We start from the raw sequence: 16,938 nt of genomic DNA, 5'->3' as shown, positions 1-16,938 counted from the left end.
CCGGGGGGGGGGGGGGGGGGGGCGCCGCGCGGGGGGGGGCGCCGCGCCCCCCCCCCCCCCCCCCCCGCCGGGGGGGCGCTGCCCCCCGGACCCCCCGAGGTATTTGGAAAACCAAAGACAGGGCGGTGTGCGCGCGACGTTGTCGTTTCGGGATATCGGGATGCGATCAGGCTGATTGCGTCGGCTGACGGGGCGTGGCACCACTTGGGCAATACACGAACAGGAGCTGACTCATGAAATCCACGCTGATGCGCCCGGGCGGATTGCCGGCCTCGTCCTCGACCCCGGTCGTGACGCCATTGATGCCCTCGGTGGTCTATGCCAGCGACACGCCTGATGCGCTGGATGCGCAATACGCCGGGCAGGCGCCGGGCTATACCTATGCGCGCGAGGGGCATCCCAACGCCGATGTGCTGGCGCGCCGGATCGATGCGCTGGAAGGGGCCGAGGATGGCTGGATCGTGGGATCGGGCATGGCGGCGGTGGCGGCGGTGTTGCTGGGGCTGACCAAGGCCGGCGATCACGTCGTGGGGGGCGATCAGCTTTACGGCAGGTCGCTGCGGCTGATGGCGGAAGACCTGCCGCGACTGGGGATTTCAACGTCGCTGGCGGATGTGACCGACCTGGCCTCGGTCGAGGCGGCGCTGCGGCCCGAAACCCGGCTGGTGCTGATCGAGGTGGTGTCGAACCCGACGTTGCGGATTGCCGACCTGGACGGGATCGCCGCGCTGTGCAAGGCGCGGGGCGTGCTGCTGGTGGTGGACAACACCTTTACCACGCCGCGCGGGGTACGTCCGTTCGACCGCGGGGCGGACGTGGTGTTGCATTCGGTGACCAAGCTTCTGGCGGGGCATTCCGACGTGACCCTGGGCTGGGTCGCGGCCAAGGATCCGGCGCTGATGGAGAAGATGCGGATTTTTGCGGTGACGACCGGGTTGACGCCCAGCCCATTCGACTGCTGGCTGGCCGAACGCGGGCTGGCGAGCTTCGAACTGCGCCATGAGCGGGCGCAAGACACCGCGCGGCGGCTGGCCGATCTCCTGGCCGGGCAGGCGGGGATCAAGCGGGTGATCTATCCCACCCGCGACGATCACCCCGACCGGGCGCGGGCGCAATCCGTGCTGCGCGGACGCGGCGGCAACATGATGAGCTTCGAACTGGACGGCGGGCGGGCCGAGGCAAATGCTTTTGCCGCGGCTTGCGCGGGCGTGGCCTTTGCCCCGACGCTGGGCGATGTGGGCACCACGTTGTCGCATCCGGCCTCGTCTTCGCACCGGGCGTTGAGCGCCCAGGCGCGCGAGGCGGTGGGGATCAGCGAAGGGTTCTTCCGCGTCTCTGTCGGACTGGAGGACCCCGAGGCGCTGATGGCAAGTTTCGATGCCGGGCTGGCGGCGGTACGGGCCGGTGCGCAATGACGCCCGGCGCGCTGCCCGGTCTGCTGGAGGCGATCCCGCTGCCGGCGCTGCTGGTGCGGCGTGACGAGCGGATCGAGGCCGCCAACAGCGAAGCGCGGGCTTTGCTGGGCACCGGGATTGACGGGCGGCATTTCATCACCGCGTTGCGCCAGCCGACGTTGCTGGACGCGGTCGAGGCGACCTTGCGCGATGGTTCGGCACGGGTGACGCAGTTCCTGACCAATGATGGCCGACAGGACACCAGTTTCCGGGTGTCACTGCGTCCGGTGACGCTGGAACAGGGGCAATGCGTGCTGGTGGTGTTCGAAGACATCACCCATCTTGAACAGGCGGTCCAGATGCGCCGCGATTTTGTGGCCAATGTTAGCCACGAATTGCGCACGCCGCTGACCGCGCTTCTGGGGTTCATCGAAACCCTGCGTGGGCCGGCGCGCAATGATCCGGCCGCCCAGGAACGGTTTCTTGCGATCATGGAAAAAGAGGCCGGGCGAATGAACCGTCTGGTTGCGGACCTGCTGTCGCTGAGCCGGGTCGAAAGCGACGAACGCCGGCGTCCGACGACACTGGTCGATCCGGTTGCGTTGATGCGGTCGATCTGCCACGGGTTGGCGCCGCTGGCCGAGCAGGCTAATGTGACGCTGGAGCTGACCGTCCCGGAAGACGCGATCGAATTGCCGGGGGATGAAGACCAGTTGCGGCAGGTCTTCACCAATCTGATCGAGAACGCGCTCAAATACGGCGGGTCCGGCGGACGGGTTGAACTGACGATTGCGCCGCCACAGGAAGAACCGCGGCTGCGCGCGCGGGGCTGCCGGATCACGGTGCGCGATTTCGGGCCAGGGGTGGACCCGGTGCACCTGCCGCGCCTGACCGAACGGTTCTATCGCGTCGATGCCCACAGGTCGCGGGAAAAGGGCGGCACCGGGCTGGGACTGGCGATCGTCAAGCATATCATCAACCGTCACCGGGGACGGTTGCGGATCGACAGCAAGCGGGGCGAGGGCGTGACCGCCACCGTATTGCTGCCGATGAACTGAGACCGGCACGACGCTGGCGCGGCCTCAGGGCGCGCTTTGGTAGGCGGTCGGTTGATAGTTCATCATCCGCCGGAACCGGGCCGAGTGGACCTCTTGCCGGGCGGTGGCATCGGGGATCGCGGGCCAATCGGGGCCGTCAGCGATGTAGCCAAGACCGCGCAGTTGGCGCTGCAGGACGGGGAAATCCAGTTCAGCCACGCTCATGTGTTTGCGGCCGCCTTCGGCGGGCATCCAGGTTCGGCTAATGGCTTCGATCTGATCCGGCGCCTGTCCGGCAAAGCTGCGCAGGTGCAGGCTGATCGTATCGGTCGCGCCGGACCGCCGCCGCAGGATCATGCCGATCCGCTGGTCGCGGCGCGCAACCATCGCCAGAAGGTGCAGCGCAGAGCCTTCCGCCGCCAGAATGTGGCGCGCCGCCTTGTAACGTGCAATCTGTTCTTCCAGCGGGTGTTTCTGCGGATGGAAGATCGTGTAGCCCTGCGTCCGCAGGTGATCTTCCAGCACGGTTTCGAACAGCAGCCCGCCCCGGCGCGGACCGATGGCCGAGCGCGAGATATACAGCTTTTCGTCACCCCTCGGGGCCACACCGGTGGCAAAGCGCGATTGAATCGCGGCGCGGAACGGTGCGGTGCCCGCGGCCATCTCGCCCAGTCCGAAGCCCTGACCGGGCACGATCAGCCGTTCAACGGACACAGGCCGGTCAACGATGTGGACCGGCAGGTCGCAGCCCATCAGGCGCAGGAAATCGCGGTGATAGCTGGCCAGCCCGTCCTCCGGGGCGAACTTCGACACGAACAGGACGCCGTCAACTGGCGTATCGAGATGATCCAGCGCCCAAAGCCGGGTGGTGCTTTCACACATGAAGTGACCGAAATGAGCATACAGCAAGCCGCCCCACAGCCAGGTGCCTTCTAACGGCGTGAGGTTCTGGGCCGGTTTCGGCGGCAGGGTGATGCAGCGCCGGTTGCGCCAAACCGCGGCTTGCGGAACAGGCGCGCCAGCCGCGGTCAGCACCCCGGTGGGAAAGGTCAGCGGCGGTTTGGCCGGGGCCGGCAGGATTTGCGCTTTGTCCAGCGGGGACAGGCTGATCGACCAGCCACCGTGCGGCCGCGGCGGACGTGTCAACTCTGCTTCGGGCACCGGGGCACCCCTTGCTTGGGCGGCATCGTGCTTGGCGTGCTGGGTCATCGTGGTCTCTTGACGGGGATCGGAGCGATTTTGCGGGTATGCCGGGTCATTGCGGACAGAGTTTGACGGAAAGACGGGCGTTTCGCGACCAGGGGACCCACGTTTTCACACATTTCTGCTGACGGATTCTCGGGCATTGCGTCACAGAAAGCTGCAAAAGCGTAAATCTGATGCCACAGAGCTGCGATTCGCCGGGCCGATTGCGATCCTCGTTGAGGGGTGCGGCCAGAAGTTCCAAGAATTAAGACTTAGAAAATAAATGTAAAAATCTTCATTTCGCAAGATTCTGCGGCGCAGAATGTCTTGTCATCAAACTGTTACGTTATTGTCACAAAAGGTCAGCAAATCGCCCCTAGGTGTCGCGCCAAGATCATCGTGGGGATGATCAAACGTAATCTGGAGTTTCCCTATGACCCTCAAACTGACCGCCTCTGTTCTGGCGATCGCAGCCCTGTCCGCCGGTGCCGCTGCGGCCCGTGACAACGTGCAGGTTGCCGGTTCGTCGACCGTTCTGCCCTATGCCTCGATCGTGGCAGAAGCCTTTGGCGCAAACACCGATTTCCCGACGCCGGTTGTTGAATCGGGCGGTTCCTCGGCTGGCCTGAAGCGTTTCTGCGAAGGCGTCGGCGAAAACACCATCGACGTCGCCAACGCATCGCGCAAGATCCGCGACAAGGAAATCAAGGCCTGCGCCGAAAACGGTGTGACCGACATCATCGAAGTCCGCATCGGCTATGACGGCATCGTGTTCGCCTCGCAGAAGTCCGGCCCGGCCTTCACCGCGTTCGAACCGGCTGACATCTTCAACGCCATCGGCGCCAAGGTTCTGGTGGACGGCGCGGTTGTCGAAAACCCCCACACCAAGTGGAACGAGTTCAACGCCGCCCTGCCGGACGCCGATATCGCCATGTTCATCCCGGGCACCAAGCACGGCACCCGTGAAGTGTTCGAAGAAAAGGTCCTGCTGGTCGGTTGTGAAGAAACCGGCGCAATGGCAGCCATGGTTGCCGGCGGCATGTCCGAAGACGACGCCGAAGACGCCTGCCTCGACGTGCGTCAGGACGGCAAGTCGGTCGACATCGACGGCGACTACACCGAGACCCTGGCCCGCATCGACGCCAACACCAACGGCATCGGCGTGTTCGGTCTGGCGTTCTATGAAAACAACACCGACAAGCTGAAAGTGGCCACCATGTCGGGCATCATGCCGTCGACCGAAAGCATCGCATCGGGCGAATACCCGGTGTCGCGCCCGCTGTTCTTCTACGTCAAGAAAGCGCATATCGGCGTCATCCCCGGCCTGAAAGAGTACGCTCAGTTCTTCGTGGCTGACGAACTGGCGGGCCCGACCGGCCCGCTGGCCAACTACGGCCTGGTTTCGGACCCCGAGCTGGCAGCCACCCAGGCCGCCGTCGCAGCCGAAGCAACCATGAACTAATTCGGCCACTGCCGGATATCCAAGGGGCGGTGTATTTCGCCGCCCCTTTTCCTTTTAGGACCTTTTCCAAGATACCTACGGGGGGCACATGCCGCTTCTTTGGCTATTTCTGATCGTGCTTGCGATTGCGGCTGTCGGCTATGTCGTCGGTCGAGCGCGCGCCTTGCAGAGCGTGGATGGCGACAGCCGCCACCTGCATTCGTTGCCGAGCTACTACGGCGCGAATGTCGCGCTCAAGGCCGCTGTGCCCGCCTTTTTCCTGCTGATCCTCTGGCTTCTGGCACAGCCTGCCTATGTCAATTCGGTGGTGTCAGCCATGATCCCCGAGAACGCGATTGCCGATGGTTCCAGCCGCGGGCTGGTGATGGCCGAAGTGCGCCGCGCCGCCGATGGTCTGGACAATGCGGTTGCCGCCGGGGACATGACCGAAGACTTCGCGCGCAATGCCCGGGCCGATTTCAACGACATCACCCAGCGGCTGAAGGATGCGGGCCAGATCGTCACGTCGCAGATCACCCAGCCGGTGCTGCGTGCGGCGCAGGAATACCGGATCCTGAACGCCGCCGGGGCGCTCTATATGGCCATCGCGGTGATCGCTCTGGCGATTGCCGGGGCGGTTTGGGGTGTGCGGGAAAGCCACGGTGAATTCCGCGCCCGCAACACGGTGGAAAAAAGTGTGCTGGCGCTGCTGGTCGGGGCGGCGATGATCGCCATCCTGACCACCGTGGGCATCGTGCTGTCGCTGGTGTTCAACACCTGGGAATTCTTCACCCTGTACCCCTGGCAGGACTTCTTTTTCGGCACCAGCTGGGCGCCCAGCTTTTCCGGCCGGGGCGGCAGTTCCGAACTTGGCGTGCTGCCGCTGCTGTGGGGGACATTCTATATCTCGATCGTCGCGCTGGCCGTGGCGGTGCCGATCGGTCTGTTTGCCGCGATCTACCTGTCCGAATATGCAGGCCCTCGTGTCCGTGCCTTTGCCAAGCCGATGCTGGAAGTGCTGGCCGGGATCCCGACCATCGTCTATGGCCTGTTCGCCCTGCTGACCGTCGGTCCGCTCTTGATGTCGATCTTCGGCAAAGAGGGGCTGAACTGGATGCAGTCGGGCACCGCTGTCATGACCGCGGGCCTTGTGATGGGCATCATGCTGATCCCCTTCGTCAGTTCGCTGTCCGATGACATCATCAACGCCGTGCCGCAGGCGATGCGCGACGGGTCCTACGGCCTTGGCGCGACCAAGTCGGAAACCATCAAGCAGGTGGTTCTGCCCGCGGCCCTGCCGGGGATCGTCGGTGCCATCCTGCTGGCGGCCAGCCGCGCCATCGGCGAAACCATGATCGTCGTTCTGGGGGCAGGGGCCGCCGCGCGTCTGTCGCTGAACCCGTTCGACGCCATGACCACCGTCACCGCCAAGATCGTCAGTCAGTTGACCGGCGACGCCGATTTCGCCTCGCCCGAGGCGCTGGTGGCCTTTGCCCTTGGCATGACCCTGTTCGTCCTGACGCTGGGGCTGAACGTCTTCGCCCTTTATATCGTGCGCAAATACCGGGAGCAGTACGAATGACCGACGCAAGTTTCGAAGGTGCAGCCCCCGCGCCGCACAAGGCAAGATCCCTGCACACGCAAGACGCGCGGACCAAAAAGCGCAACGCTTCCGAGGCGCGGTTCAAGGCATACGGAATGGTCGCCATCCTGATCGGCTTGTTCTTCCTGGTGGTGTTGGCCGTGTCCATCGTGCGGTCCGGCGCGCCCGCCTTTACCCGAACCGTGGTGGAAATCGACTTCACCCTGACGCAGGAACAATATGACGAGGCTGAAAAACAGCTTTTCAAGACCAAGGCCTACTCTGGTCTGTTCGTGAATGCGCTGAAACTGGCCCTGACCGAAAAGGGTTTGCAGGCCGATGTGGATGACACCGCGATCGAGCGCCTTCTGGGCAAGGTCGGGGGTGAATTGCGCGAATTCTATCGTGCGGATGAAACCAAACTGGGCAAGCCGGTGGCGTTCAGCCTGCCTGCATCAAGCCGCGTGGACGGCTATTTCAAGGGCCGGGTGACGCGCGAAACGCTGGAAGACAGCCGCTTCCTGGAACTGAGCGATCTGGATCTTGTCGACGCGCTGGCCAAGGCCGGGATCATGAAGCAGGCTTTCAACATGGCCTTCATCACCGGTGCGGATTCGGGTGTGGACAACCCCGGCGGCGCGGGCATCGGCGCCTCTGTCGTCGGTTCGTTCTTCATGATGCTGGTGGTGCTGGTCCTGTCGCTGCCCATCGGTGTGGCCGCTTCGATCTATCTTGAGGAATTCGCGCCGCAGAACAAGTTTACCGACCTGATCGAGGTGAATATCTCGAACCTTGCCGCGGTGCCGTCCATCGTCTTCGGTATCCTGGGCCTGGCCGTGTTCATCCAGTTCATGCACCTGCCGCAATCGGCGCCGCTGGTGGGCGGGCTGGTGCTGACGCTGATGACCCTGCCGACGATCATCATCTCGACCCGCGCGTCGCTGAAATCGGTGCCGCCGTCGATCCGCGACGCCGCGCTGGGCGTGGGGGCCTCGAAGATGCAGGCGGTGTTCCACCATGTGCTGCCGCTGGCCATGCCGGGGATCCTGACCGGGACGATCATCGGTCTGGCGCAGGCGCTGGGCGAAACCGCGCCGCTGCTGCTGATCGGGATGGTGGGCTTTGTCGCCCGTGGCTATCCCGACGGCTTCCTCGGCGGGTTCGTCGAGCCGAACTCGGCCATGCCGGCGCAAATCTATACCTGGGCAGCCCGGGCCGACGTGAGCTTTTATGAAAAGGCTTGGGGCGGGATCATCATCCTGCTGCTGTTCCTGCTGACCATGAACATCATTGCCATCATCCTGCGCCGCAGGTTCGAGCGGCGCTGGTAACGGGAGGGGCCACTATGTACGATGCGCCTTATACGAAAAGGGAAACCGACGTGACCGAAGTGAAGATCGCAGCCCGCGCGGTGCAGGTTTATTATGGCGACACCCATGCCATCAAGGATGTCGACGTCGACATCCAGGACAAGACGGTCACCGCATTCATCGGTCCGTCGGGCTGTGGCAAGTCCACCTTCCTGCGGTGCCTGAACCGGATGAACGACACTATCGACGTCTGCCGCGTCGAAGGCGATATCCTGCTGGACGGCGAAGACATCTATGACAAGCGGGTCGACCCCGTGCAATTGCGCGCCAAGGTGGGCATGGTGTTCCAGAAGCCGAACCCGTTCCCCAAATCGATCTACGACAACATCGCTTATGGCCCGCGCATCCACGGTCTGGCCAAATCCAAGGCCGACCTGGATGTGATCGTCGAGAAATCCCTGCGCCGTGGCGCCATCTGGGATGAGGTCAAGGACCGGCTGAATCAGCCCGGCACCGGCCTGTCCGGCGGACAGCAGCAGCGTCTGTGCATCGCCCGCGCGGTGGCCACTGAACCCGAGGTGCTGTTGATGGACGAACCCTGCTCGGCGCTGGACCCGATTGCCACCGCACAGGTCGAGGAACTGATCGACGAACTGCGTCAGGACTATTCCGTGGTGATTGTCACGCACTCGATGCAGCAGGCCGCCCGCGTCAGCCAGAAGACTGCGTTCTTCCACCTGGGCAACCTTGTCGAATATGACGACACGTCGAAGATCTTCACCAACCCCGAGGATCCGCGCACGGAATCTTACATCACCGGCCGGATCGGCTAAGGGAGAGAAAGATGCAGCAACATATCGCTTCGGTCTTCGACAGAGATCTCGAAGGTATTCAGGCCCAGATCATGAAAATGGGCGGCCTGGTCGAAATCGCGATCCGCGATGCCGCGCTGTCGCTGGTCAACAGGGACGAGGAACTGGCCGAGCAGGTGCGCCTTGGGGACAAGGCCATCGATGCGCTGGAAGACCAGATCAACGACGAGGCCGCCCGTGTGATCGCATTGCGCGCGCCAACCGCCACCGACCTGCGGATCGTGCTGTCGGTGATGCGGATTTCGGGCAACCTGGAGCGCATGGGGGATCTGGCCAAGAACCTGGCCAAGCGCACCAGTGTGCTGATGCACATGGCAGACGTCGACGGGGCCGGGACCTCGATCAAGCGCATGGCGCGCGAGGTCGAACTGATGCTGAAGGACGGGCTGGATGCCTATATCCAGCGCGATTCCAACCTGGCACTGGACGTGATCGAACGCGACAGCGATGTCGACCAGATGTATAACGCAGTGTTCCGCGAATACCTGACCTTCATGATGGAAGATCCGCGCAACATCACCCCGTGCATGCATCTGCATTTCATCGCCAAGAATATCGAACGCATGGGCGACCACATCACTTCGATCTGCGAACAGGTGGTCTTTCTGGTCGAGGGCAAGCGGCCCGAAGAGGCGCGCAAGAAACGGGACGTGACTGCCGTCGATGCATCGCTGTCCGCGCCACTGACGGGAAAATAAGCGATGTCGGCCGATCAGCCTACGGTCCTTGTGGTCGAGGACGAGCCGTCGCAGCGCGAGGTTCTGAGCTATAACCTGGAGGCTGAGGGCTTTCGGGTGGCGCGGGCCGAGGATGGGGAAAGCGCGCTTTTGCTGGCCGAGGAAGAGCAGCCCGACCTGATCCTGCTGGACTGGATGTTGCCCAATGTCTCTGGCATCGAAGTCTGTCGTCAGTTGAAGATGCGCCCCGACACCCGCAACCTGCCGGTGATCATGCTGTCGGCCCGCAGCGAAGAGGTGGACCGCGTCCGGGGCCTTGAAACCGGCGCGGACGATTATGTGGTCAAGCCCTATTCCGTGGCCGAGTTGATGGCGCGTGTGCGCGCGCACCTGCGCCGCACGCGGCCGTCATCCGTTGGGCAGGTGCTGGACTACGAGGACATCCGTCTGGATTCCGAAACCCACCGCGTGACGCGCGATGGACAGGATCTCAAGCTGGGCCCGACCGAATTTCGCCTGCTGGCGACCTTCATGGAAAAGCCGGGCCGGGTGTGGTCGCGTGAACAGTTGCTGGACCGTGTCTGGGGCCGGGACATCTATGTCGATACCCGGACGGTGGACGTGCATATCGGCCGGCTGCGCAAGGCGCTGTGCATCCACGGCGGAGACGACCCGCTACGCACGGTGCGTGGCGCGGGCTATGCGCTGGGCTGACCGGTCAGCGCGTTCGACTTGCGATTGAACTGTCAGGCGGAGCGCGCCCTGGGCGCGCGCTTTGCCAGCTTTTTCTCTGGAAAAGCGGATCAGGGGGCGCCGCCCCCTCTGTCGCCTGCGGCGCCATTCACCCCCGAGGTATTTGGAAAACCAAAGACGGGCCGGGTTATTCCGTGTCGGTGCCGCGCAGCGCCAGGATGGCGATGATCCCGATCAGCGCAAGGCCCGAGACCGCGATATTGGGTGGGGTCCAGTTCGCCGCGATCACCGCGACCAGTGCCCAGATTACCGTCAGCCCGTATTCCGGGGCGCGGTGCAGTCGGTATTGCGCGGTGACCGAAAGCGCCAGCGCCAGACCCAGAGCCACCAGCGCGGCGAAGGTTTCCGGCAGCCAGCCATAGCCGCCCAGCAGCAAGCCGATCGACACGCAGGACGCCGCCGTCAGCCAACCGGCATAGATCGCAACGGGGGCCTGTTGCCACCAGCGGTCGGTGTCGCCGACACGGTAGAGCGCCAGAAGTGCCGAGGCGAGCATGAGCCAGATCAGGACGGTGGCCCAGATCGGTGACAGGTTTGCCACCGGGATCCAGGCCGCCCCGATGGCCAGACTGACGAACAACGGCGGACGCATCGCGCTCCAGTCCGGGTCGTCGGCGCGACGCAACAGGCCAAAGAGAGCGCCGGCGATCAGCCAGGCATAGATCAGCCCCCAGATCGCAAAGGCATAGCCCGCAGGCTGCACCGGCGGCGATTGTTGCGGGATCGGGAACTGATCGGGCGAAAAGCCGTTGAACCCGGCGCTGAACCAGGGAGAGGCGGCGAAGAACACCGCGGCAACCAGAAGGAGTATGGACCAGAGCCGGTTCATGCCTGCGTCAAACCAGCGTGCCCTCGGCCGTCAGCCGGGTCTTGCCGCGCAGCCAGGGGTGCAGGGCTTGCGGAAGCTCGACCGAGCCATCGGCCTGCTGGCCGTTTTCCAGGACCGCGATCAGGCATCGTCCAACCGCCAGGCCCGAACCGTTCAGCGTGTGCACGAATTCCGGTTTGCCGCCGCCCGCCGGCTTGAAGCGAGCGTTCATCCGGCGCGCCTGGAAATCGCCACAGACCGAGACAGAGCTGATTTCGCGATAGGTGTTCTGACCGGGCAACCAGACCTCGATATCGTGGGTCTTGGTGGCGCCAAACCCCATGTCGCCCGTGCATAGAACGACGGTGCGATAGGGCAGGCCCAGCTTTTGCAGGATGGTTTCGGCACAGCCGGTCATGCGGGCGTGTTCGGCCATCGACTGATCGGGGTGCGTAACCGACACCATTTCGACCTTTTCGAACTGGTGCTGGCGCAGCATGCCGGCTGTGTCCTTGCCGGCGCTGCCCGCTTCGGATCGGAAACATTGCGTATGGGCAACGTAGCGGCGCGGCAGGCTGCCTTCATCCACGGTCAGGCCGTGCACGATATTGGTCAGCGTGACTTCGGCGGTGGGCACCAGCCACCAGCCATTGGTGGTCTGATAGCTGTCTTCCCCGAATTTCGGCAGTTGTCCGGTGCCCAGCATCATGTCCTCGCGTACCAGAACCGGAGTCCAGGTCTCGCTCAGGCCGTGCTCTTCGACATGGGTGTCGAGCATGAACTGTGCCAGCGCACGGTGAATGCGCGCCACCGCGCCGGACAGCACAACGAAACGTGCCCCCGACAGTTTGGCAGCGGTTTCGAAGTCCATGCCGGGTTTGACGCCAGCGAGTTCGTAATGTTCGACCGGCTGGAAATCGAAGACGCGCGGGGTGCCCCAGCGGCGGATTTCGACGTTGTCTTCTTCATCGGCGCCCGGCGGTACGTCGGCCAGCGGGGTGTTGGGCACCGTCATCAGAAGGTTGGTCAGCTGGGCGTCCAGTTCTTTCGCGCGGGCCTGCATCTCGGCCACTTCGGCTTTTTTCTCGGCCACCAACGCGCGCAGGCGTTCGAATTCAGCCTCGTCACCTTTGGCCTTGGCGGCGCCGACGTCCTTGCTGGCCTTGTTCTGCTCAGCCTGGGCGGTTTCTGCGGCGTGGATCGCGGTGCGGCGCGCCTCGTCCAGGCGCAGGACATCCGACGACAAGGGATCCGCCCCACGACGCGCCAGCGCCGCGTCGAAAGCGGCGGGGTTTTCGCGGATGGCACGGATATCATGCATCGGTCTCTTCCTTCAAATTCGAGTCGCATGCGCCTTATGCCGTAGTTTGCAACCAAGCGGTAGGGCAAGGGTTAAGCTCTGCGCGATCCGGCGCGCAGCCGAGAGGAGTTGCCTGTTTGACGGGCAGCCAAAACAAGGACAAATACCCTCGCAGGGCCCGATTGTTCCCGGTATGGAAACAGCGTACAGACTCAGGTCGGGTACTGTACGATCCCCCTGTTCAGACCCTGCGCTGCGGGCTATGCAGGGGCCATGACTCAGGGGGCTTTTATTGGGGTGGATTGCGGCGGCACCACCTGTCGGATCGCTTGGTCGGATGGCCACAGGCGCGTCGATTACTTCGGTGCGGGCGCCAATTTCACAACTGATGCCGATGCCTGTGCCGGTGCGATCCTCGACGCCGCGCAAAAGCTGGCCGACAAGGCAAAACTGTCGCTGGGCACGGTGTGCAGCGCCCAAGCCTATCTTGGCGTCGCAGGCATCGTGACCGAGGCTGACGCCAAGGCGTTGGCGCGTGCATTGCCGTTTGACGGGGCGGTGGTCGAAGATGACCGAAACGCCATGGTGTTTGGTGCCCTGGGCGCGCGTGACGGGTTTGTCGCTTCCATCGGGACCGGGTCGTTCTTTGCCCGCAAGATCGGGGCAGAGGTGACGGGGATCGGCGGTTGGGGTCTGACCCTGGGGGATGAAGCGTCAGGTGCCTGGCTGGGACGCGGCCTGTTGCGGATGTCGATGCATGCCCACGACGGGCTGGTGCCGCAGACGGCGCTGACCGAAGCGGTGCTGGATGAAATGGGCGGCCCGGCCGCGATCGTCGATTTCGCGCGCGATGCGCTGCCCAATGAATATGCCAGGCTTGCACCGGGGCTTGCGGGCGCCGCAGAAGCAGGGGATCCGCAGGGCCGTGCGTTGATGGCAGACGGGGCGGCTTGGATCGAAAAGGCGCTTTTGGTGCTGGGCTGGACGGAAGGCCAACCGATCTGCCTGCCGGGCAAACTGGGCGCTTATTACCATCATTACCTGCCCGCCCCGATGGTGGCGGATTTGGTGGAACCTGCCGGTGCGTCGCTGGATGGTGCGCTGGCCCTGGCCAGACTGCACCATGGAGCGGAGGCCGGGGCGTGAGTCGCCGGGCCTTTCTGGCCGATCGTATCTTCGACGGAACGCTTCTGCATGATGTCGCGGCGGTGCTGACCGACGGCGGGCGGGTTCTGGCCATCGTGCCGCAATCCGACGTGCCAGCCGATGTGCAAAAAACCGCGCTGGGCGCGGGCATCGTGACCCCGGGTTTTGTCGATCTTCAGGTGAACGGCGGCGGCGGGCGTTTGTTCAACAATGCGCCGGATGTACAGACGCTGCGCATGATGGCAAGGGCGCATGGCCGGTCGGGCGCCACCTCCATAGTGCCGACGCTGATCACCGACGCACCCGAGGTCGTAGAGGCGGCCGTCGATGCGGCGGTCGAGGCATGCCAGAACGTCGAAGGTGTGGCCGGGCTGCATCTGGAAGGCCCGCATCTTGACGCACGCCGAAAGGGGGCGCACGACGCGGCGCTGATCCGGCCGATGACCGACGCCGACCTGCGGTTCTATCGCGCGGCCGCCGCGCGCCTGCCCATGCTCAAGATCACGCTTGCGCCGGCCGCGGCCAGTGCGTCGCAGATCGCCGCGCTGGCAGAGGCCGAGGTGCTGGTGTCGCTCGGCCATGCCGAGGCGCGCTATGAAGACGTGGCTGCGGCCGCGCAAGCGGGGGCGCGGTGCGTCACGCATCTGTTCAACGCCATGTCGCAGGTCGAGGGCCGCCATCCAGGGGTGGCCGGTGCAGCGCTGACCTTGACCGGGCTCTCAGCGGGGATCATCGCCGATGGGATCCACGTGCATCCTGCCAACCTGGCTTTGGCGGCGGGGGTGATGGGCGACCGACTGTTCCTTGTCAGCGATGCCATGGCCGTGGCGGGCAGCGACGCAACGGAATTCACATTGAACGGCCGTCGAATCCTGCGCGGGCAGGGGCGCTTGACACTTGAGGATGGTACACTGGCAGGGGCCGATCTGGATTTGCCAACCGCGGTCGCGGTGATGGTCGGGCAGGCCGGTGTGCCATTGGCGCAGGCGCTGGCGATGGCAACGCGTATTCCGGCGGATCTGATCGGGCGCGGCGACCTTGGGCGGCTGACACCTGGCAGTCGGGCGGATTTCGCACTGCTGTCTTCGGACCTGGCTGTGCGCCAGGTCTGGCGCGGGGCGACGCTGATTTGACAACGTGCAACGCCCTGGACCTTGCCCGGGGCGTGCCGTGTTTCGATACGGGGCGTGTCCGTCAGCCGACGGTTTTTTCCACCAGTGCCGCCAACGCGCCCGAGATGTTGTTGATCGACCCCATCGCGTCCACCCGGCTGAGCGCGCCTTGCGCATCGTAATAGGCGATCAGCGGCGCGGTCTGGGCATGATAGGCCTCCAGCCGGCTGGAGACCGTTTCGGCATTGTCGTCGGCCCGACGCTTGAAATCGGTGCTGCCGCATTTGTCACAGGTGCCGGCAACCTCGGGCTGCTTGAACGTGTCATGATAGCCTTCGCCACATGCCGCGCAGGTATATCGGCCCGACACGCGGGTCACCATCTGTGCGTCGTCAACCTCAAGGCTGATGGCCGCGTCGATCTTCTGACCGCTTTCGGCCAGAAGCGCATCCAATGCCTCTGCCTGCACCGTGGTGCGGGGAAAGCCGTCAAGGATCACGCCGCGGGTGCAATCGGGCTCTGCCATACGGTCGCGTAGGATCGCGATCACGATGTCGTCGCTGACCAGATCACCGGCTTCCATCACCGCCTTGGCTTGCTTGCCCGCCTCGGTCCCTGCCGCCACGGCGGCGCGCAGCAGGTCGCCGGTCGAAAGCTGGACAAGTCCGAACCTGTCTTCCAGTAGCCGCGCCTGCGTGCCCTTGCCCGCGCCCGGGGGGCCAAGCAGGATCAGGACCGGAGAAGTTGCGCTGGATTGAGTGCCGTCCATCATGGGCTTTCCCTGTTCAGTTGGCGTTCGCTGGTGCGCCGCGGGGTCGGCATGGGCACGGCCATCCCGAGGTGCGGGATGTGGGGCTGTGCTGTCTGTCTCCTCCGGCGCCCGTTCGGGTCGTTGCGCGAAGCATACCCGGGTTTGAAAATTTCTAAATAACCTTTTGTTTGTGATCGAAAATTTTGAAAACAAATTCTCAGAGCGGCATTCGAATTTGTCAATTTTGATCGACGCCGCCTGCCAACCGACTGACAATGAAAAGGTCTTTTGTTGACCAGCGTTCAGCGTCGGTGTGCCAAGGTGTACCACGGCATCCCGTGTTCAGGGTCTGTCAGGTTCACGGGCCGATCCGTACAAAATACGAAAACTGCGGCATGTGGTGGGAAGATGCGCACAGAACCGATTCTTGTGTCTGTCTTGCGGAAACCCTGTTTCGGAAGCTTGCACCGCCTGACCTTTTCGCTAGGTTACCTGCCAAGGCGGAAAAAACCGTCAGCACCTAACGGGAGGTCAATCTATGAAAATCACCATGAAACATCTGACCGTGGCTGCGCTCGCGACCACCTTTGCCACCGAAGCAATGGCAACGGAATGGAACGTTTCGGTCTGGGGCTCGCGCCGCGCCTTCACAGAGCACATCCACAAGCTGGCCGACCTGGTCGCCGAAAAGACCAATGGCGAGTTCACGATGAACATCAGCTATGGCGGCCTGTCCAAGAACACCGAAAACCTTGACGGGATTTCCATCGGCGCCTTCGAAATGGCGCAGTTCTGTGCCGGCTACCATGCCGACAAGAACCGCGCGATCACCGTGCTCGAACTGCCCTTCCTGGGGGTCCGCAACCTGGACGAAGAAGTGGCCGTCAGCCACGCGATCTATGCCCACCCCGCCGTGGCCGAGGAAATGGCCCAGTGGAATGCCAAGATGCTGATGACCAGCCCGATGCCGCAATACAATCTGGTCGGGACCGGCAATCCGCGCGACAAACTGGCGGAATTCGACGGCATGCGCGTGCGCGCGACCGGCGGGATCGGCAAGGCGTTCACCGCGGTTGGTGCTGTTCCGACCTCCGTCACGTCGTCCGAAGCCTATCAGGCGATGGAATCCGGCGTCGTTGACACCGTGGCCTTTGCTCAGCACGCCCATCTGTCCTTCGGCACCATCAATCAGGCCACCTGGTGGACCGAAAACCTGAACCCCGGCACGGTGAACTGTCCGGTCGTGGTGAACATCGACGCCTATGAAGCGCTGACCGATGCCGAGCGCGCAGCGCTCGACAGTTCGGTTGACGAGGCGATTGCCTATTACCTCGAAAACTATGGCGAGCTTTTGAAGAAGTGGGACAGCATTCTGGCCGAAAAGGGTGTGAAGAAGGTTGTCATCTCTGACGAGCAGCTGGCCGAGTTCAAGAAAGTGGGCGGCGAGCCGATCCACAAGGCATGGATTGCCGACATGACGGCCCAGGGTCTGCCCGCACAGGAACTTTATGACCTCGTCTTCTCGACGCTTGGAAAAGTCCGCGCTGGCAACTGAGCCTTGTGGTGAGGG

At 63.7% G+C, this 16,938-nt stretch carries 15 protein-coding genes; 11 read left to right on the top strand and 4 right to left on the bottom strand.

Features of this window, described 5'->3' with window-relative positions; translation table 11 throughout:
* Positions 1-233: 233 nt before the first annotated feature.
* Together VK792_RS14005 and VK792_RS14000 are read left to right on the top strand one after the other, a co-directional pair.
* Positions 234-1,415, top strand: coding sequence for a trans-sulfuration enzyme family protein (locus VK792_RS14005; protein WP_326298175.1), 1,182 nt, complete (start codon positions 234-236; stop codon positions 1,413-1,415).
* The gene (locus VK792_RS14000) at positions 1,412-2,452 is read left to right on the top strand and encodes an ATP-binding protein (protein WP_326298174.1); all 1,041 of its coding nucleotides are present in this window, start codon (positions 1,412-1,414) and stop codon (positions 2,450-2,452) included. The genes VK792_RS14005 and VK792_RS14000 overlap by 4 nt, the downstream gene beginning before the upstream one ends.
* A gap of 24 nt (positions 2,453-2,476) precedes the next feature.
* Here VK792_RS14000 and VK792_RS13995 read toward each other — a convergent pair whose 3' ends face one another.
* The gene (locus VK792_RS13995; RefSeq protein ID WP_326298173.1) at positions 2,477-3,640 is read right to left on the bottom strand and encodes a glycosyltransferase family 61 protein; all 1,164 of its coding nucleotides are present in this window, start codon (positions 3,638-3,640) and stop codon (positions 2,477-2,479) included.
* Positions 3,641-4,049: 409 nt separating this feature from the next.
* Between VK792_RS13995 and VK792_RS13990 the strand changes: the two genes are divergently transcribed.
* The 6 genes from VK792_RS13990 to phoB all read left to right on the top strand — a co-directional run bounded on the left by VK792_RS13990 (position 4,050) and on the right by phoB (position 10,212).
* Positions 4,050-5,078, top strand: a complete 1,029-nt coding sequence (locus VK792_RS13990) for a substrate-binding domain-containing protein (protein ID WP_326298171.1) — start codon at positions 4,050-4,052, stop codon at positions 5,076-5,078.
* Between the two features lie 88 nt (positions 5,079-5,166).
* Positions 5,167-6,639, top strand: coding sequence for a phosphate ABC transporter permease subunit PstC (gene pstC / locus VK792_RS13985; RefSeq protein ID WP_326298169.1), 1,473 nt, complete (start codon positions 5,167-5,169; stop codon positions 6,637-6,639).
* Entirely contained in the window at positions 6,636-7,970 is a 1,335-nt protein-coding gene (pstA, locus tag VK792_RS13980; protein WP_326298167.1) for a phosphate ABC transporter permease PstA, read from the top strand. The genes pstC and pstA overlap by 4 nt, the downstream gene beginning before the upstream one ends.
* A 14-nt stretch (positions 7,971-7,984) precedes the next feature.
* Positions 7,985-8,782, top strand: a complete 798-nt coding sequence (gene pstB / locus VK792_RS13975; RefSeq protein WP_326298165.1) for a phosphate ABC transporter ATP-binding protein PstB — start codon at positions 7,985-7,987, stop codon at positions 8,780-8,782.
* A gap of 11 nt (positions 8,783-8,793) precedes the next feature.
* Entirely contained in the window at positions 8,794-9,519 is a 726-nt protein-coding gene (phoU, locus tag VK792_RS13970) for a phosphate signaling complex protein PhoU (RefSeq protein ID WP_326298164.1), read from the top strand.
* 3 nt (positions 9,520-9,522) lie between these two features.
* A complete protein-coding gene (phoB, locus tag VK792_RS13965) occupies positions 9,523-10,212 on the top strand; it encodes a phosphate regulon transcriptional regulator PhoB (protein ID WP_326298162.1) in 690 nt (229 codons plus the stop codon).
* Between the two features lie 166 nt (positions 10,213-10,378).
* Here the strand turns inward: phoB and VK792_RS13960 are convergent, their stop codons facing one another.
* Together VK792_RS13960 and serS are read right to left on the bottom strand one after the other, a co-directional pair.
* Complete coding sequence (locus VK792_RS13960; RefSeq protein WP_326298161.1) at positions 10,379-11,080, bottom strand: TspO-related membrane protein; 702 nt, start codon at positions 11,078-11,080, stop codon at positions 10,379-10,381.
* A 7-nt stretch (positions 11,081-11,087) separates the two neighbouring features.
* Positions 11,088-12,380, bottom strand: coding sequence for a serine--tRNA ligase (gene serS, locus VK792_RS13955; protein WP_326298160.1), 1,293 nt, complete (start codon positions 12,378-12,380; stop codon positions 11,088-11,090).
* A 252-nt stretch (positions 12,381-12,632) separates the two neighbouring features.
* On the opposite strand from serS, the gene VK792_RS13950 reads away from it, so the two are divergent.
* Positions 12,633-13,505, top strand: coding sequence for a glucosamine kinase nucleotide-binding domain-containing protein (locus tag VK792_RS13950; protein ID WP_326298159.1), 873 nt, complete (start codon positions 12,633-12,635; stop codon positions 13,503-13,505).
* Complete coding sequence (gene nagA / locus VK792_RS13945) at positions 13,502-14,638, top strand: N-acetylglucosamine-6-phosphate deacetylase (protein ID WP_326298158.1); 1,137 nt, start codon at positions 13,502-13,504, stop codon at positions 14,636-14,638. Before VK792_RS13950 ends, nagA begins: the two co-directional genes overlap by 4 nt.
* A 61-nt stretch (positions 14,639-14,699) precedes the next feature.
* On the opposite strand, the gene VK792_RS13940 is transcribed toward nagA, so the two are convergent.
* Positions 14,700-15,386, bottom strand: coding sequence for an adenylate kinase (locus VK792_RS13940; protein ID WP_326298178.1), 687 nt, complete (start codon positions 15,384-15,386; stop codon positions 14,700-14,702).
* Between the two features lie 532 nt (positions 15,387-15,918).
* Between VK792_RS13940 and dctP the strand changes: the two genes are divergently transcribed.
* Positions 15,919-16,923: a TRAP transporter substrate-binding protein DctP gene (gene dctP, locus VK792_RS13935; protein WP_326298157.1), complete on the top strand. Its 1,005-nt coding sequence runs from the start codon at positions 15,919-15,921 to the stop codon at positions 16,921-16,923.
* The last annotated feature ends 15 nt before the right edge of the window (positions 16,924-16,938 follow it).

The sequence above is a fragment of the Mesobacterium hydrothermale genome (assembly GCF_035818635.1).
GTDB classification, from domain to species: Bacteria; Pseudomonadota; Alphaproteobacteria; order Rhodobacterales; family Rhodobacteraceae; genus Mesobacterium_A; species Mesobacterium_A hydrothermale.
Note: the sequence above shows the minus strand (reverse complement) of the source record. Positions and strands in the feature narration are given on the sequence as shown.

Excerpts from the sequence above, each read along its gene's own strand:
- serS (WP_326298160.1), bottom strand. The coding sequence starts at position 12,380 with ATGCATGATATCCGTGCCATCCGCGAAAACCCCGCCGCTTTCGACGCG.
- VK792_RS13960 (WP_326298161.1), bottom strand. The coding sequence starts at position 11,080 with ATGAACCGGCTCTGGTCCATACTCCTTCTGGTTGCCGCGGTGTTCTTC.
- phoU (WP_326298164.1), top strand. The coding sequence starts at position 8,794 with ATGCAGCAACATATCGCTTCGGTCTTCGACAGAGATCTCGAAGGTATT.
- VK792_RS13950 (WP_326298159.1), top strand. The coding sequence starts at position 12,633 with ATGACTCAGGGGGCTTTTATTGGGGTGGATTGCGGCGGCACCACCTGT.
- dctP (WP_326298157.1), top strand. The coding sequence starts at position 15,919 with ATGAAACATCTGACCGTGGCTGCGCTCGCGACCACCTTTGCCACCGAA.
- phoB (WP_326298162.1), top strand. The coding sequence starts at position 9,523 with ATGTCGGCCGATCAGCCTACGGTCCTTGTGGTCGAGGACGAGCCGTCG.
- VK792_RS13940 (WP_326298178.1), bottom strand. The coding sequence starts at position 15,386 with ATGGACGGCACTCAATCCAGCGCAACTTCTCCGGTCCTGATCCTGCTT.
- VK792_RS13995 (WP_326298173.1), bottom strand. The coding sequence starts at position 3,640 with ATGACCCAGCACGCCAAGCACGATGCCGCCCAAGCAAGGGGTGCCCCG.
- pstA (WP_326298167.1), top strand. The coding sequence starts at position 6,636 with ATGACCGACGCAAGTTTCGAAGGTGCAGCCCCCGCGCCGCACAAGGCA.
- VK792_RS14000 (WP_326298174.1), top strand. The coding sequence starts at position 1,412 with ATGACGCCCGGCGCGCTGCCCGGTCTGCTGGAGGCGATCCCGCTGCCG.
- pstC (WP_326298169.1), top strand. The coding sequence starts at position 5,167 with ATGCCGCTTCTTTGGCTATTTCTGATCGTGCTTGCGATTGCGGCTGTC.
- VK792_RS14005 (WP_326298175.1), top strand. The coding sequence starts at position 234 with ATGAAATCCACGCTGATGCGCCCGGGCGGATTGCCGGCCTCGTCCTCG.
- pstB (WP_326298165.1), top strand. The coding sequence starts at position 7,985 with ATGTACGATGCGCCTTATACGAAAAGGGAAACCGACGTGACCGAAGTG.
- VK792_RS13990 (WP_326298171.1), top strand. The coding sequence starts at position 4,050 with ATGACCCTCAAACTGACCGCCTCTGTTCTGGCGATCGCAGCCCTGTCC.